This window comes from Streptomyces sp. NH27, from assembly GCF_056859195.1.
The window spans coordinates 1-14,801 of sequence record NZ_JACEGK010000152.1 but is presented as its reverse complement, the minus strand read 5'-3'; the positions used below and the strand labels follow the sequence as shown (position 1 = coordinate 14,801).

The 14,801-nt window shown below is 70.9% G+C and carries 15 protein-coding genes; 7 read left to right on the top strand and 8 right to left on the bottom strand.

The window, feature by feature from the left end; translation table 11 throughout:
* Positions 1 to 146: 146 nt before the first annotated feature.
* The 4 genes from AC13HU_RS14950 (at position 147) to AC13HU_RS14935 (ending at position 1,838) form a co-directional block, all read left to right on the top strand.
* Positions 147 to 332: a hypothetical protein gene (locus AC13HU_RS14950; protein ID WP_483042338.1), complete on the top strand. Its 186-nt coding sequence runs from the start codon at positions 147 to 149 to the stop codon at positions 330 to 332.
* A gap of 123 nt (positions 333 to 455) precedes the next feature.
* Entirely contained in the window at positions 456 to 851 is a 396-nt protein-coding gene (locus AC13HU_RS14945; RefSeq protein WP_483042337.1) for a BlaI/MecI/CopY family transcriptional regulator, read from the top strand.
* A 9-nt stretch (positions 852 to 860) separates the two neighbouring features.
* The gene (locus tag AC13HU_RS14940; RefSeq protein WP_483042336.1) at positions 861 to 1,379 is read left to right on the top strand and encodes an amino-acid N-acetyltransferase; all 519 of its coding nucleotides are present in this window, start codon (positions 861 to 863) and stop codon (positions 1,377 to 1,379) included.
* A gap of 120 nt (positions 1,380 to 1,499) precedes the next feature.
* A complete protein-coding gene (locus AC13HU_RS14935) occupies positions 1,500 to 1,838 on the top strand; it encodes a histone-like nucleoid-structuring protein Lsr2 (RefSeq protein WP_483042340.1) in 339 nt (112 codons plus the stop codon).
* Here AC13HU_RS14935 and AC13HU_RS14930 read toward each other — a convergent pair.
* Positions 1,769 to 2,353: an SCO3374 family protein gene (locus AC13HU_RS14930; RefSeq protein WP_483042335.1), complete on the bottom strand. Its 585-nt coding sequence runs from the start codon at positions 2,351 to 2,353 to the stop codon at positions 1,769 to 1,771. The genes AC13HU_RS14935 and AC13HU_RS14930 overlap by 70 nt on opposite strands.
* 475 nt (positions 2,354 to 2,828) lie before the next feature.
* Here AC13HU_RS14930 and AC13HU_RS14925 point away from each other — a divergent pair, with 475 nt between their 5' ends.
* Positions 2,829 to 5,348, top strand: coding sequence for an ATP-dependent Clp protease ATP-binding subunit (locus tag AC13HU_RS14925; RefSeq protein WP_483042334.1), 2,520 nt, complete (start codon positions 2,829 to 2,831; stop codon positions 5,346 to 5,348).
* Between the two features lie 131 nt (positions 5,349 to 5,479).
* On the opposite strand, the gene AC13HU_RS14920 is transcribed toward AC13HU_RS14925, so the two are convergent.
* Positions 5,480 to 5,827: a trypco2 family protein gene (locus tag AC13HU_RS14920; protein WP_483042333.1), complete on the bottom strand. Its 348-nt coding sequence runs from the start codon at positions 5,825 to 5,827 to the stop codon at positions 5,480 to 5,482.
* A gap of 341 nt (positions 5,828 to 6,168) precedes the next feature.
* Between AC13HU_RS14920 and AC13HU_RS14915 the strand changes: the two genes are divergently transcribed.
* Positions 6,169 to 6,906, top strand: a complete 738-nt coding sequence (locus AC13HU_RS14915) for a M23 family metallopeptidase (protein WP_483042332.1) — start codon at positions 6,169 to 6,171, stop codon at positions 6,904 to 6,906.
* A 119-nt stretch (positions 6,907 to 7,025) separates the two neighbouring features.
* Here AC13HU_RS14915 and AC13HU_RS14910 read toward each other — a convergent pair whose 3' ends face one another.
* A complete protein-coding gene (locus tag AC13HU_RS14910) occupies positions 7,026 to 7,610 on the bottom strand; it encodes a TetR/AcrR family transcriptional regulator (protein WP_483042331.1) in 585 nt (194 codons plus the stop codon).
* A 371-nt stretch (positions 7,611 to 7,981) separates the two neighbouring features.
* Here AC13HU_RS14910 and AC13HU_RS14905 point away from each other — a divergent pair, with 371 nt between their 5' ends.
* Positions 7,982 to 9,571 (top strand): MDR family MFS transporter, encoded by a 1,590-nt coding sequence (locus AC13HU_RS14905; protein WP_483042330.1) that lies wholly within the window; start codon positions 7,982 to 7,984, stop codon positions 9,569 to 9,571.
* 121 nt (positions 9,572 to 9,692) lie between these two features.
* On the opposite strand, the gene AC13HU_RS14900 is transcribed toward AC13HU_RS14905, so the two are convergent.
* The 5 genes from AC13HU_RS14900 to AC13HU_RS14880 form a co-directional block, all read right to left on the bottom strand.
* On the bottom strand, positions 9,693 to 10,943 hold the full coding sequence (locus AC13HU_RS14900; protein ID WP_483042339.1) for a sensor histidine kinase: 1,251 nt from the start codon (positions 10,941 to 10,943) through the stop codon (positions 9,693 to 9,695).
* A gap of 417 nt (positions 10,944 to 11,360) precedes the next feature.
* Positions 11,361 to 12,047 carry a two-component system response regulator CseB gene (gene cseB, locus AC13HU_RS14895; RefSeq protein WP_483042329.1) on the bottom strand — a complete coding sequence of 229 codons (687 nt, stop codon included), beginning with the start codon at positions 12,045 to 12,047 and terminating at the stop codon, positions 11,361 to 11,363.
* Positions 12,048 to 12,051: 4 nt separating this feature from the next.
* On the bottom strand, positions 12,052 to 12,870 hold the full coding sequence (locus tag AC13HU_RS14890; RefSeq protein WP_483042328.1) for a hypothetical protein: 819 nt from the start codon (positions 12,868 to 12,870) through the stop codon (positions 12,052 to 12,054).
* Positions 12,858 to 13,388, bottom strand: a complete 531-nt coding sequence (locus AC13HU_RS14885) for a SigE family RNA polymerase sigma factor (RefSeq protein ID WP_483042327.1) — start codon at positions 13,386 to 13,388, stop codon at positions 12,858 to 12,860. Before AC13HU_RS14885 ends, AC13HU_RS14890 begins: the two co-directional genes overlap by 13 nt.
* 564 nt (positions 13,389 to 13,952) lie before the next feature.
* Positions 13,953 to 14,801 (bottom strand): HhH-GPD family protein (locus tag AC13HU_RS14880; protein WP_483042326.1); only part of this gene is annotated, 849 nt, incomplete at its 5' end.

Genomic DNA, 14,801 nt, shown 5'->3' with positions numbered 1-14,801 from the left:
GTCACCCCGCCGCCCGCCGCCGAACCCCGCGACCCGGGCCGTCGGACCCCCACCCCGGCCGAGATCTGGCCGCCGAACCGCCGGGACCGCAAACCGGACGAGGCCCGCTCCGCCTAGCGCGAACGGGGGTGGCTACGCTGGGCGGCATGGACTACATCTCGGCCATCGTGCCGCCCCTGGTGATGGCGGTGCTTTTCATCGCCCTGATCGTCACCATCGTCAAGAACCAGGGCGGCGCCAACAAGGCCAAGGAGGACGCGGCCGTGGACGCCGCGCTCGCCGCGGCCGAGGCCGCCCAGGTCGCCCGGGTCGCCACCCCCGAAGAGCGCTGACCGGCCGAGGTGCGTCGCCGACCGGCGCACCGGGCCGCCGCTCCACCGCCTCGCCACTGCCCCGAAAGTCGCGAAGAGCGGTAATTACGACATTCGTCGCGTTCCGCCCGTAGTATTTCCGGTGTGCCCCGACCACTCGGAGAACTCGAAGACGCCGTGATGACCCGGGTGTGGGAGTGGAACCGTGCGGTCACGGTTCGTGAGGTACTCGAAGACCTCTCGCGGGACCGTTCCATCGCCTACACAACGGTGATGACCGTAATGGACAACCTCCGGCAGAAGGGGTGGCTGCGCCGTGAGGCGGAAGGCCGCGCATATCGCTATGAGGCGGTATCGACGCGTGCGGCGTACTCGGCCGCACTGATGAACGAAGCCTGGGCGGCGAGCGACAACCCCGCCGAGGCCCTCGTGCACTTCTTCGGCATGATGTCGCCGGAACAGCGTGAAGCCGTGCGGGACGCATTGCGCATCATCCAGTCCGTGGACCCCTCCGGACCGACGGAACCCGAAGGGCGATAGCGTCCGCCCATGCCCCTGATGTCGAATGACGTGACCATCCGCCGGGCCCGTACCGGCGATGTCCCCGCGCTGCGGCGGCTGCTGGACTCCTATGTCAGGGAGGGCATCCTGCTGGACAAGGCCACGGTGACCCTTTATGAGGACATCCAGGAGTTCTGGGTCGCCGAACGCGACGAGGACGCGGATGTGGTCGCCTGCGGCGCGTTGCACGTGATGTGGGAGGACCTGGCCGAGGTCAGGACGCTCGCCGTGCACCGCTCCCTGCGTGGGGCCGGTGTCGGGCACCAGTTGCTGGCGAAGTTGCTGCACACCGCGGGCTGGCTCGGCGTCAGGCGTATTTTCTGCCTCACCTTCGAAGTCGACTTCTTCGCCCGGCACGGCTTCGTGGAGATCGGTGAGACCCCGGTGGACGGCGATGTCTTCGGCGAGCTGCTGCGTTCCAATGACGAGGGTGTCGCCGAGTTCCTCGACCTGGAGCGAGTGAAACCCAACACCTTGGGTAACAGCCGGATGCTGCTGCAACTCTGAGACCGGTATGTCCGGATCGCGCTGGCGCACGGGGGAGCCACTTCGCGCAAGGGGTTTGTGTTTTTCGGTGAAAGGCGCTTTGCTTTTACCGTTAATCCGTTTTCGATGAAAGGGAAGCCGGTGGCACAGAAGGTTCAGGTCCTTCTTGTGGACGACCTCGACGGTGGCGAGGCCGACGAGACCGTAACGTTCGCGCTCGACGGTGTGACGTACGAGATCGATCTCACTACGGAGAATGCCGACAAGCTGCGTGGGCTGCTCAACCCGTACACGGACAGTGGTCGCCGCACCGGCGGTCGTGCCGGGCGTGGGCGCACCAAGGCCGTGCGTGGCGGCAGCGGCTCGGGTCAGGACACCGCGAAGATCCGCGCGTGGGCCAAGGAGAAGGGCTACGAGGTCAATGACCGTGGCCGCGTCCCCGCGACCATCCGTGAGGCGTACGAGAAGGCCCACGGCTGATCGGGGCAGCGGGCCCGCAGCGTGACGCGGTGGCAGGTGGTCGCCAATGCGGCCACCAGCGTGCCGAGCCCGACGGGTACCCCCGTTTCGTCGGCCTCGGGTGCGACACGCAGTGCGGGCACGGTCGACTCCACGTCGAACCCAGGCCGAGGAGGCCGCAGCCACACCGGTGCGGATCGGTCGTACGCGGCCTCCCTGCGGCCCCACTCGGGGTGCGCGGGGGCCCGTAGGCTCTGCCCGGCGCCCAGGGCCGCGAGGTCCAGCTCGATGCCCCCCCACTCAAGCCACTCCAGCAGCCCGGGCAGCTCTTCGGCCGTCCCGGCGGCGACCAGTAGCCGCACCCGGTGGCCGTCCAGCGCGACCGGCCCGAGCAGACCCGGGCGGGAGAACCGGCTCAGCATCGCGAAGCCCGCCTCCGCAGGCACGTCGAGCGCGTCGAACCGCACCCCCGTGACCAGCGCCGGGGGCGGGCCACCGGCCAGCGGCCACCCCAGCTCGTGCTCGTACCAGCCCATGCCGTGTCAACTGCCGCCCCCTCGCGGTGGTTACGTATCGTCCGGCATCGAACACACCTGGTGATCCTGGTGGGTGGCGGAGCCCGGGACCGGTCGACGGGAAGGTGACGGCGAGGGCGATCCGGGATGGCCGGAAAGCGGCGCGGGCTGTTCGCCCGTAGCGCAGAGCCGAGTGCCCGCGCGGTGTGGATTAGCGGCCACCGAGGGTAAGTAGTACCTAGTGGGACGGGCCGGTGTTCGGGCAGGCGGGGCGGGCGTTCGCCACGGGCGTACTGATTAAGGGGGCATTCGCCTGGCCTGCGGGAACATCGTCTCGCACCATCGAGGTTGTGGGAGTGACGTCAGCCGGTTGCGCGGCTTTCCTCGCGAGAGCGGGGGTGATTCGTGAGCGGCGCCGCTGTGCGGGACTAGCATGCGGAAGGACAGGGAGGGGACCGACCCCTCACTGCCCGACCGCTCTGAGGAGCGATTAACGATGTTCGAGAGGTTCACCGACCGCGCGCGGCGGGTTGTCGTCCTGGCTCAGGAAGAAGCCCGGATGCTCAACCACAACTACATCGGCACCGAGCACATCCTCCTGGGCCTGATCCATGAGGGTGAGGGTGTCGCCGCTAAGGCCCTGGAGAGCCTCGGGATTTCTCTTGAGGCGGTCCGCCAGCAGGTGGAGGAGATCATCGGGCAGGGGCAGCAGGCCCCGTCCGGCCACATCCCCTTCACTCCCCGTGCCAAGAAGGTGCTGGAGCTGTCGCTCCGCGAGGCCCTTCAGCTCGGCCACAACTACATCGGCACCGAGCACATCCTGCTCGGCCTGATCCGCGAGGGCGAGGGCGTCGCCGCCCAGGTCCTGGTGAAGCTGGGCGCCGATCTGAACCGGGTCAGGCAGCAGGTCATCCAGCTGCTGTCCGGTTACTCCGGCGGGAAGGAGTCGGCCACGGCCGGCGGGCCGGCCGAGGGCACCCCCTCGACCTCGCTCGTGCTGGACCAGTTCGGCCGCAACCTCACCCAGGCCGCTCGTGAGACCAAACTCGACCCGGTGATCGGGCGCGAGAAGGAGATCGAGCGGGTCATGCAGGTGCTGTCCCGCCGTACGAAGAACAACCCGGTGCTCATCGGCGAGCCCGGCGTCGGCAAGACCGCCGTCGTGGAGGGTCTGGCCCAGGCGATCGTCAAGGGCGAGGTGCCCGAGACGCTGAAGGACAAGCAGCTCTACACGCTTGACCTCGGCGCCCTGGTGGCCGGCTCGCGGTACCGCGGTGACTTCGAGGAGCGCCTGAAGAAGGTGCTCAAGGAGATCCGCACCCGCGGCGACATCATCCTGTTCATCGACGAGCTGCACACCCTGGTGGGCGCCGGCGCGGCCGAGGGCGCGATCGACGCGGCCTCGATCCTGAAGCCGATGCTGGCCCGTGGCGAGCTGCAGACCATCGGTGCCACCACCCTCGACGAGTACCGCAAGTACCTGGAGAAGGACGCCGCGCTCGAGCGCCGCTTCCAGCCGATCCAGGTCGCGGAGCCGTCGCTGCCGCACACCATCGAGATCCTCAAGGGTCTGCGGGACCGGTACGAAGCACACCACCGCGTCTCCATCACCGACGAGGCCCTGGTGCAGGCGGCCACGCTCGCCGACCGCTACATCTCGGACCGGTTCCTGCCGGACAAGGCGATCGACCTGATCGACGAAGCGGGCTCCCGGATGCGCATCCGCCGGATGACCGCGCCGCCGGACCTGCGCGAGTTCGACGAGAAGATCGCCGAAGTGCGCCGGGAGAAGGAGTCCGCGATCGACTCGCAGGACTTCGAGAAGGCCGCCTCCCTGCGGGACAACGAGAAGCAGCTCCTCGCCGCGAAGTCCAAGCGGGAGAAGGAGTGGAAGGCCGGCGACATGGACGTCGTCGCCGAGGTCGACGGCGAGCTGATCGCCGAGGTCCTGGCGACCGCCACCGGCATCCCGGTCTTCAAGCTGACCGAGGAGGAGTCCACCCGGCTGCTGCACATGGAGGATGAGCTCCACAAGCGCATCATCGGGCAGGTGGACGCGGTCAAGGCGCTCTCCAAGGCGATCCGCCGTACCCGCGCCGGCCTGAAGGACCCCAAGCGTCCCGGCGGCTCGTTCATCTTCGCCGGCCCGTCCGGCGTCGGTAAGACCGAGCTGTCCAAGGCGCTCGCGGAGTTCCTCTTCGGCGACGAGGACGCGCTGATCTCGCTCGACATGTCCGAGTTCAGCGAGAAGCACACCGTCTCGCGGCTGTTCGGCTCCCCGCCCGGATACGTGGGATACGAGGAGGGCGGCCAGCTCACCGAGAAGGTGCGCCGCAAGCCGTTCTCGGTCGTGCTCTTCGACGAGGTCGAGAAGGCCCACCCCGACATCTTCAACAGCCTGTTGCAGATCCTGGAGGACGGTCGGCTGACCGACTCCCAGGGCCGCGTGGTGGACTTCAAGAACACCGTCATCATCATGACCACCAACCTCGGCACCCGGGACATCTCCAAGGGCTTCAACCTGGGCTTCGCCGCCCAGGGCGACACCAAGTCCGGGTACGAACGGATGAAGAACAAGGTCAGCGACGAGCTGAAGCAGCACTTCCGCCCCGAGTTCCTCAACCGTGTGGACGACGTGATCGTCTTCCCGCAGCTCAGCCAGGAGGACATCCTCCAGATCGTCGACCTGATGATCGGTGCGGTGGACGAGCGGCTGCGCGACCGCGACATGGGCATCGAGCTGAGCATGGAGGCGAAGGAACTCCTCTCCAAGCACGGCTACGACCCGGTGATGGGCGCCCGGCCGCTGCGCCGGACGATCCAGCGCGAGATCGAGGACACGCTCTCCGAGAAGATCCTCTTCGGCGAGCTGCGTCCCGGCCACATCGTGGTCGTGGACGTCGAGGGCGAAGGCGAGAGCAAGACGTTCACCTTCCGCGGCGAGGAGAAGGTCACGGTGGCCGACGCCCCGCCCGTGGAGACGGCCGGCGGCGCGCCGAACCTCTCCAAGGAGTAGTCCGCCCCGGCGGTACCTGTACGAAGGGCCCGGCCCCGACACCCCGCGAGGGGAAGTCGGGGCCGGGCCGTTTTTGTCGGGTGGGCGGTGTTTCAGGACCGTGGGGCGCCGGGTGCACGGGCACGGCGCCGTCAGCTCTCGTACTGCACGCTCGACGCGTCCCCGCGCGGGGCTCCGATCAGGAGGTGGCCGCCGGCGGCGGACTTCGGGTGCAGGGTCAGGGAGACGGTGTGGGTGGTGCCGGAGGTGCGGGCGGCCTCGGCGCCGGCCTCGACGATCCACGCCTTGACGCCGCCGCGGCCGGTCCTGGTCCGTTGCAGTTCGACCGTGAACTCCATGTGGATCTCGCCGACCTCGAACCGTACGTCCGCGCCGGCGCCGCGCACCGCGCCCTCCATCAACCCGGCTCGTACCGCCTCCACGGCGTCGGCCAGCTCCATGCCGGTCAGCGCCGGCGTGGTCTCGTCCTGTGCGGTCATGGTTCCGCCCCCCTCTCGACCCGGGCCGGTGGGCCCGGGACGCTCTCGGAATCCTCCGCCGGAGCCGCGTCCGAAGCTCCACGGAAAGCCGTTCCCACCGTAGTGCCGGTGACGTGTCCCACGTGACGTGGACCACTTACTAACGGAAATAGTGCGTGGGTCGGGGGGCGGTACCTACCGGGAACCCGCATCGGGCAATTCGGACACAAGGCATCTTTTCGCCTACGAATGTCCGTAGTAAGAGGGGTCCTTGCCAGCGCCCGGAATGTCGGGTTACCAAGGATTCGCGACGGGCCGCTGCCGGATTCGTCGCTCCCCCATCCAGTGAGGTCATCTTCTTCATGCGCAAGAACTCAACGACGCAGAACCGCACCCCGAAGACCGTCACCCGCGGCCGGGTCGCCGTAGTGGGCGGCGGCCTGGTGGTGGCGCTCGCGCTGGGCTCTACGGCGGCGTTCGCCGCCACGTCGCACTCCTCCCAGGACACCGCGGGCTCCCAGAGCGCCTCGGGCTTCATGTCGGCCGACACGGCCGCGAGCATCTCCACCGTCGTGCACGCCCAGACGGTCAGCCAGAAGACCGCCGCGGACCAGACCGCGGCGAAGGCCGAGGCCGACGCGAAGGCGAAGGCGGACGCCAAGGCGACGGCCGCCGCCAAGGCCAAGAAGCTCCAGGCGTCGTGGGTCACCCCGACCACCGGCTACAAGCTGGGCGCGGGCTACGCGCAGGCGGGCCCGCACTGGGCCCACACCCACTCCGGCCAGGACTTCGTCGTCAACAGCGGTACCACCGTCCGCGCCGCGCACAGCGGCACCGTGGTCACGGCCGGCTGGGGCGGCGCCTACGGCAACAACATCGTGATCAAGCACGGGTCGCAGCTGTACACGCAGTACGGCCACCTGTCGAAGATAGGCGTGCACGTCGGCCAGCACGTGAACACGGCGGAGAAGATCGGCCTGTCCGGCTCCACCGGCAACTCGACCGGCCCGCACCTGCACTTCGAGGTCCGGACCTCGCCGGTCTACGGCTCCTCGGTCGAGCCGCTGCACTTCCTGCGCGCGCACGGCGTCAACCCGTAAGGCGGGCGCGACACTCGAAATGGGGACCCGGGCATCGGTGATGCCCGGGTCCCCGCGCGTTTCCTGGCGGGTGCTCGCCGCCGTGCGTTCAGTGCCGTGTGTTCGGTGCTGTGCGGTCGTTAGCCGGTGACGAGGTCGGCGTCCGCCTGGGCGACCAGGTCGAGGGCGACCGCGAGGACGGCCGCGCGCTTCTCCTCGGGGTCGCCCTCGATGCTCTGCATGGCGTGCATCCCCGCGTGCATCGCGAAGAGCGCGGTCAGCGAGCGGACCTGCGCCGTCATCGGCGAGTCCGGCTCCTTGAGCAACTCGCTGAGCGCGGTGAGCCGGCCCCTGAAGGACTCGCCGATGGCGAGGTCGCGGACGGTGGCCTGGTTCTCCTGGAAGAACCGGAAGAGGTCGGTGGCGCCCCACAGCGCGTCGCTGTAGCGACGCAGCATCTCCTGCTTGGTGTCCAGCGTGCGCGGCTGCCGCTGGGCCCAGGTGATCAGCTCGTCGATCGGGGCCGCGAGGTCCTGAGAGATGCTGATCAGGATGTCTTCCTTGGTCTTGAAGTGGTAGTACAGCGCGGCCTTGGTGACATCCAGTCGCTCGGCGATCTCTCGCAGCGACGTCTTCTCGTACCCCTGCTCGGCGAAGAGCTTCAGGGCGACGTCCTGGATGCGTCGGCGCGTGTCGCTGCGCCGGGCGTGGTGCGTTGTGGCCATGGCGGTCGCTCTCCTGCTGCACTACGCGTGACCTCGGGCGGTCACGGCGTGACGGGCCCACTCACGGTACGGCCCCACCACGACCTTACGCACTTACTTGACGCCCGGCTAGTTAGCGTCGTACCTTGCTGCCCGACGACATAACTAGCCGGGCGGCAAGTAAGACCGACCGGCACATGGTGGGTGGGAGAAGGAGCGGGTCGAGGGCCGAGTCCAGGTGGTGCCGACGAGGGAGCCAGGGCGGAGCCCTGGTGACTGAGGAGAAGCCGTCCGGGCAAGAGCTATCGGCCTGCGACGCCGCCCTCCATTTGCCGGTCGGTCCAAGTTCAGTGAACGACTCCGCCCTCCTCCCGGAGGAAGGGACGCCGGTCATGACCCAGACCGACACACCACGCGACACACCGCCCGCTGCCGCGGAACCGCGCCAGCGCAGCGTGCGGGTGGTGATGGCGGGCCTGTTGATCGCCATGCTGCTCGCGATGCTCGACAACATGATCGTGGGCACCGCGATGCCCACCATCGTCGGCGAGTTGGGCGGCCTCAACCACCTGTCGTGGGTGGTCACCGCCTACACCCTGGCCACGGCCGCCTCCACCCCGATCTGGGGCAAGCTCGGCGACATCTACGGCCGCAAGGGGATCTTCCTCACCTCGATCGTGCTGTTCCTGCTCGGTTCGGCACTGTCCGGGATGTCCCAGTCGATGGATCAGCTCATCTCCTTCCGGGCGATCCAGGGCCTGGGCGCCGGCGGTCTGATGGTCGGCGTGATGGCGGTCATGGGCGACCTGATCCCGCCCCGCGAGCGCGGCAAGTACCAGGGCATGATGGCCGGCGTGATGGCCGTGGCGATGATCGGCGGCCCGCTGGTCGGCGGCTCGATCACCGACAACTGGGGCTGGCGCTGGAGCTTCTACATCAACCTGCCGATCGGCGCGGTCGCCCTGACCGTGATCACGATCGTGCTGCACCTGCCGAAGAAGAAGCCCGGTGCCGCGGTCCGGATCGACTACCTCGGCGCCGCCCTGCTCACCGTCGCGATCACCTCGCTGGTGCTGCTCACCACCTGGGGCGGCACGCAGTACGCCTGGGGCTCCGCGCAGATCCTCGGCCTGCTGGTGCTCGGCCTGGCCGCGCTGGCCGGCTTCCTCTTCGTCGAGACCCGCGCCGCCGAGCCGGTGCTGCCGCTGCGCATCTTCCGCAGCCGCAACTTCTCGCTGATCTCGCTGGTCGGCTTCCTCGTCGGCTTCACGATGTTCGGCGCGATGACCTTCCTGCCGCTCTACCAGCAGACCGTGCAGGGCGCCTCCGCCACCAACTCCGGCCTGCTCCTGCTGCCGATGCTGCTCGCGATGATGGCCGTGTCCATGGTCGCCGGGCGGCTCACCACCAGCACCGGCCGGTACAAGGTCTTCCCGATCGTCGGCGGTGTGCTGATCACCATCGGGCTCTACCTGCTGTCGACGATGGGCGTCGACACCTCCCGCACCACCTCCGGCCTCTACATGGCCGTGCTCGGCGCCGGCATGGGCTGCATCATGCAGATCACCATGCTGGTGGCGCAGAACAGCGTGGACATGCGGGACATGGGCGTCGGCTCCTCCTCGGCGACGCTCTTCCGCACCATCGGCGGCTCCTTCGGCGTCTCGCTGTTCGGTGCGCTGTTCTCGCACCGGGTGCAGGACGTGATGACCGCGCGGCTGGGCGACAAGGGCTCGGCCGCGCTCGGCGGCGGCGCCCAGCTCGACCCCAAGGCGGTCGCGCACCTGTCGGCCACGGTGAAGGACGGGTACTTCCACGCGGTGTCCTCCGGCACGCACCAGGTCTTCCTGTGGGGTGCGGCGGTCAGCGTGCTCGGCTTCATCGCCGCGCTGTTCGTCATCGAGACGCCGCTGCGCGGGGCCGGCCCCACGCCGGCCGATGCGGTGGGCGACGAGGCGCCGGTGCCGGTCGACGCGGTCTGAGAGCGCACGCGGGGCCGGCTGCCCGGGCGGGGCGAAGGGCTCCGCCCGGGCATGGGGAGCCGCGAGGGGCTCGGCCCAGGCGCGGGGAAGGGGAGCCGCGAGGGGTTCGGCCCAGCCCCGTCTAGGCGCGGGGGAGGAGCAGTTGGGCGATGGCGCCGCCGCCATCGGAGTCGGGGGCGTTGCGGAAGGTGAGGCGGGCGCCGAGGACGCGGGTCTGGCCGACCGCGATGGTCAGGCCCAGGCCGTGGCCGCCGCCGGCGCGGTCGGTGCGGCCGGTGCGGAAGCGGCTGGGGCCCTCGCGCAGCAGGTCGGCGGGGAAGCCCGGGCCGTGGTCGCGGACACGGACGAAGGAGCCGTCGACCAGGACCTCGATCCGGGGCGCGCCGTGCCTCAGCGCGTTGGTCAGGAGGTTGCCGAGCACCCGTTCCAGGCGGCGCGGGTCCGTCTGCACGACGGCGTCCTCGGCGACGACCACCTCGGCGTCGGGCGCGATCGCGGGCACCCGGCGGCGGACGAACTCGCCGAGCGCGATCTCCTGGAGCTCGGGGTGCTCGGCGGCGCCGTCCAGCCGGGCCACTTCGAGTACGTCCTCGACGAGGGTGCGCAGCGCGTGTACCCGGTCCCGGACGAGCTCGGCGGGGCGGCCGGGCGGGAGCAGTTCCGCGGCGGTGAGCAGGCCGGTGACGGGGGTGCGCAGTTCGTGCGCGATGTCGGCGGTGACCCGGCGCTCGGCCTCCAGCCGGAGTTGGAGCGCGTCGGCCATGCCGTCGATCGCGCGGGCCAGTTCGTCGGTCTCGTCGCGGACCCGGCGGCCGCCGATCGCCTCGCGCACCCGTACCTGGGTGTCGCCGTCGGCGACCTTGCGGGCCGCGGTGGCCGCCTTCCGCAGCCGGCGCGACATCCGGCCGCCGATCAGCACGCCGATCGCGGTGCCGCCGACCACCACCGCGATGGAGCCGGCGATGAGCGCCTGGTCGAGGTCGACCAGCACGGAGTAGCGGTCGCTGAAGGCGCTCTTGAGCGACAGCACGTGGTGGCCGCCGGCCGGGGTCTCGGCCCATACGGTGGGGGCGCCGTGGCGGCCGTCGGCGACGTAGGTGGCGCGCTGGCCCGTGGCGGCGTAGCTCTTCAGCGCCGGGGGCAGGTCGGGGTCGTCGAGCCGGGCGTAGAAGACGAGTCGGCCGGTGGCCTCGTAGATCCGCAGCGCCGACTGGACGCGTTCGTCCTGGACGTCCCGGGTGGAGTTGATCATGCTGACCCGGGCGGCGTTGTGCACGACCAGGCTGAGCGCGAGGACGACCAGGGCGGAGACAGCGGCGATGGCCGCGCTGATCTTCCAGCGCAGGCCGTGGCGCAGGAGCAGGCGGCGCAGCAGCGGGTGGCGCCGCAGGGCGCGGCGGGCCCGGCGGGTCAGGCGGGTGGTCAGGCGGCCGAGGCGGGTCGAGAGGCGGCTGAGGCGGGCGGCAAGGTGGGCCTGGCGGAGCCGGCGGGACGAGGGGTCGGGGTCGGACGGGTCGATCAGGCCGGACGGATCGGTCGGATCGGCCGGGTCGGCCGGGTCGGTCAGGTCGCCGACGGGCTCGCCGGCGAATGCGGGGCGCGGTTTCCGGTCGTGCGCGGGGCGCGGTTCGCGGTCGAGCGAGGAGAACGGCTCGGTCCGGGCCGGGCGGGGTATCGGGCCCGGACCGGAGGTCGGTTCGTGGGTGGCCGGCCCGGGGACCGGGGGGCGCGGCGGCCCGGACGCCGGGTCGCGGGTCGGCTCGCGCAGCGGCTCGTGGGTGGCCACCTCTCAGGCCCTCAGCTTGTAGCCGAAGCCGCGTACGGTCTCCAGCCGGTCCTGGCCGATCTTCGTCCGCAGCCGCTGCACGTGGACGTCGACCACGCGGGTGTCGCCGCCCCACGCGTAGTCCCAGACCCGGGCCAGCAGGCGGTCACGGGACAGCACGGTGCCGGGGGAACTGGCGAACTCCAGCAGCAGCCGCATCTCGGTCGGGGTCAGCGCCAGCCGGCGCCCGGCCCGGGTGACCTCCATGCCCTCCGGGTCGATCTCGATGTCGCCGAAGGACAGCACGGTGTCCTCGTCGACCACCTCGCCGACAAAGGCGGCGGCGCGGAAGCGGCGTAGCACCGCGCGGATACGGGCCACCAGCACCGCGCCGTCGAACGGCTTGGTGACGTAGTCGTCGGCGCCCGCCTCCAGGCCGAGCACCACGTCGATCGCGTCGGCCCGCGCCGAGACCATGATCACCGGGACCATCGACTCGTCGCGGATACGGCGGCACAGGCTCACCCCGTCGATGCCCGGCACCATCACGTCGAGCAGGGCGAGGTCCGGCTGCCGTTCCCGGAACGCCTCCAGCCCGGTGACGCCGTCGGGCGCCGCGGTGACCTGGAAACCGTCGCGCTCCAAGGCGAGCGTGGTCGCCTCGCGGATGACGTCGTCGTCCTCGACGAACAACACGTGGGTGGCGGCCATGGTCCTATCGTCCCCCACTCGCGCCGTCGGCCGGTGCGGTGGCGGCCGAGGACTTGGATTCCGGGGTGGTGGCGGGCGTTGCGGAGGGCGACGGGATCGGGACGGTGTCCGACGGCAGCTGCGGGTCGAGCAGTTGGGAACTGGGCAGCGGCGCGGGCTCGGTGGAGGTCGGCTCGGGCGTCGCGGTCGGCGTCTTAGCGCCGAAGTTGAAGTAGGAGCGGGAGACCTGGAGGAAGTGGGTGCCGCGCCAGGCGTAGGTGACCGTTTCCTCACCGGTCGGGTACGTCACCGCGTCGTCGGTCCGGTAGACCTCGTGGACCACTTGCAGCCGGCCGTCGATCACGCTGCCGTAGACCGGGGAACGTTCGTCGGCGAACACGCAGCGGTACTTCGCGCCGATCCTCCGGTACACGTAGGCGGCGATGCCGAGGCCGTCGCCGCAGGTGGTGACGTTGACCACCAGGTCCGGGCCGTCGCCCGAGGTGAGATCGCCCGAGTCGGTGTCGAGCGGGTAGGTCGCGTCGGACCCGTCCGAGGGGCTCGAGCCGTCGGCGTCATCGGCGTCATCGGTGTCGTCGGCGGTGCCGGCGGTGCACGGCTTCAGGTCCTCCCGCACGTCGGCGCTCACGCTGGTGTCGCGCCGCACCATCCCGGCCAGCGCGGCGGGATCGGCGGCGAGCGCGGGCGCGCCGGTGTCGGGCGTCTTCATCGTCGCGGTCGGCGCCGGGCCCTCCTGCCGCGCACCGGTCACCGTCGTACCGCAGCCGGTGGCCGCGACGCAGGCGAAGGCGCCCACGGCGGCGGTCAGCGCTACGCGGCGCACTGGCTCTCCCTCCGCGTGTACCCGTACCTGCCGTGCTCCAGCTCGTGCCGCAGCCGGGCCAGCGCCCGGTGCAGCGTGCTCTTCACGGTACCCGCCGACATCCCCAGGGCACGGGCCGTCTCCTCGGTGCTGAGCTGGCCGTAGTGCCGCAGCATCACCACCTGCCGCTGCTGCGGCGCCAGCACCCGCATCACGTCCCGCAGCATCTCCCGGTCGGCGCGCTGCTCGGCGCCGTCGTCGACGCTCGACTCCGGCAGGTCGCCGGTCGGCACCTCCTCCAGCCGCCGGCTGCGCCACCACTCGGTCCGGGTGTTGATCATCACCCGGCGCATGTAGGCGTCCGCGAGCCGCTTGTCGGCGATGCCCTCCCAGCGCGGGTACGTACGCACCAGCGCGGTCTGCACCAGGTCCTGCGCGTCCACCGGGTCCGGCACCAGTCGCCGGGCGCTGCGCAGCAGGGCGTCCTGCCGGGTCCGTACGTACTCCTCGAACTCCAGAACCCCGCTCATCGCCGCCATCTGTGCCGCCTCCACCCCGCCGATAACGCTCTACCGTTCACGGCCGACGAGAACGCCTCCCACGGCCGCTTTCGACGCTACGAACCGGATGTTGGGCTTTGGCGACCAGCACCGCACAACGACCGCACAGCAACCCATCAGTTGTGTAACAGCGCCCGGCGGAGGGGGCGGAGAGGCGCGAAACGCCGATATGCGGACGGGGTTCCGGGCGGCCGGGCGGGTACGGCAAGCGCGGTGCGACGGCAGGTGCCGTACGGGGTGGCGGGCGCGGCAAGTGCGGTGGCTGCGGCGGTAAAACGGTCGCCGAGGGTGGGGCCAGGTCGTTGGCGTGCAGGTGCTGACACCAGGGTGCGGGCTGTGGCAGAGCGGCCCATTGCGCCACCCGGGCGGAGGAACCCCCGCCCGGGCGGTTGAGGGGGAGCGGCGGGGACTGCCGTGACACCCTCCGGGGGTTCGAATCCCTCCGGCCCGCACCTGCACCGCCACGCCCGCCCGGCAGCCGGCAGGCGCCGTTCGGGCGATCGGGCGGGCCGTCAGGTCACGTGGCCGAGCTGATCGGCCCGGTCAGGCCGGCAGGCGGAAGTGGTCGTCGGGCAGGTGCTCCACGAGACCGTCGGCGATCAGGCCGTCGAGGGCGCGGGTGCGCTGTACGGGTTCGGTCCAGGCGGTGTCGAGCAGGGCGCGCGGGACCGGGGTGCGGCTGGCCCGGAGGATCGCCAGCAGCCGGCCGCGCACCTGTCGGTCGGTGCCCGCGTACGTCTGACCGCGCCGCGGCGGACCCTCGTGCGCGGGTGAGCCGGCCAACCGCCAGGCGCAGCGGTCCGCGAGCGGGCAGCTGCCGCACTGCGGGGAGCGCGCCGCGCACACCAGGGCGCCCAACTCCATGGTGGCCGCGGCCCATCGCGCCGCGGTGTCCTCGTCCTCGGGCAGCAGGGCGGCCGCGACCCGGCGTTCCGCGGCCGTCGTGGCGTTCGGCGGGTACTCCACGCCGGTGACGACCCGGGCGAAGACCCGTCGCACGTTCGTGTCCAGAACGATGTGCCGCCGGCCGTACGCGAACGACGCCACCGCCGCCGCGGTGTACTCCCCGATGCCCGGCAGGGCCAGCAACTCACTGTGCTCGCGGGGAACTTCGCCGCCGTGTTGTTGTGCTATGGCCGTCGCGGCGGCGTGCAGTCGCAGGGCGCGCCGCGGGTAGCCGAGCCGGCCCCAGGCCCGGACCGCCTCGCCCGGCGACTCCGTGGCGAGGTCGGCCGGGCGGGGCCACCGCTCCAGCCATTCCGCGTGCACCGGCAGCACCCGGCTCACCGGGGTCTGTTGCAGCATGAACTCGCTCACCATCACCGACCAGGCACCCGCGTCGGGCCGGCGCCAGGGCAGGTCCCGCGCGTGTTCGTCGAACCAGTCGATCAC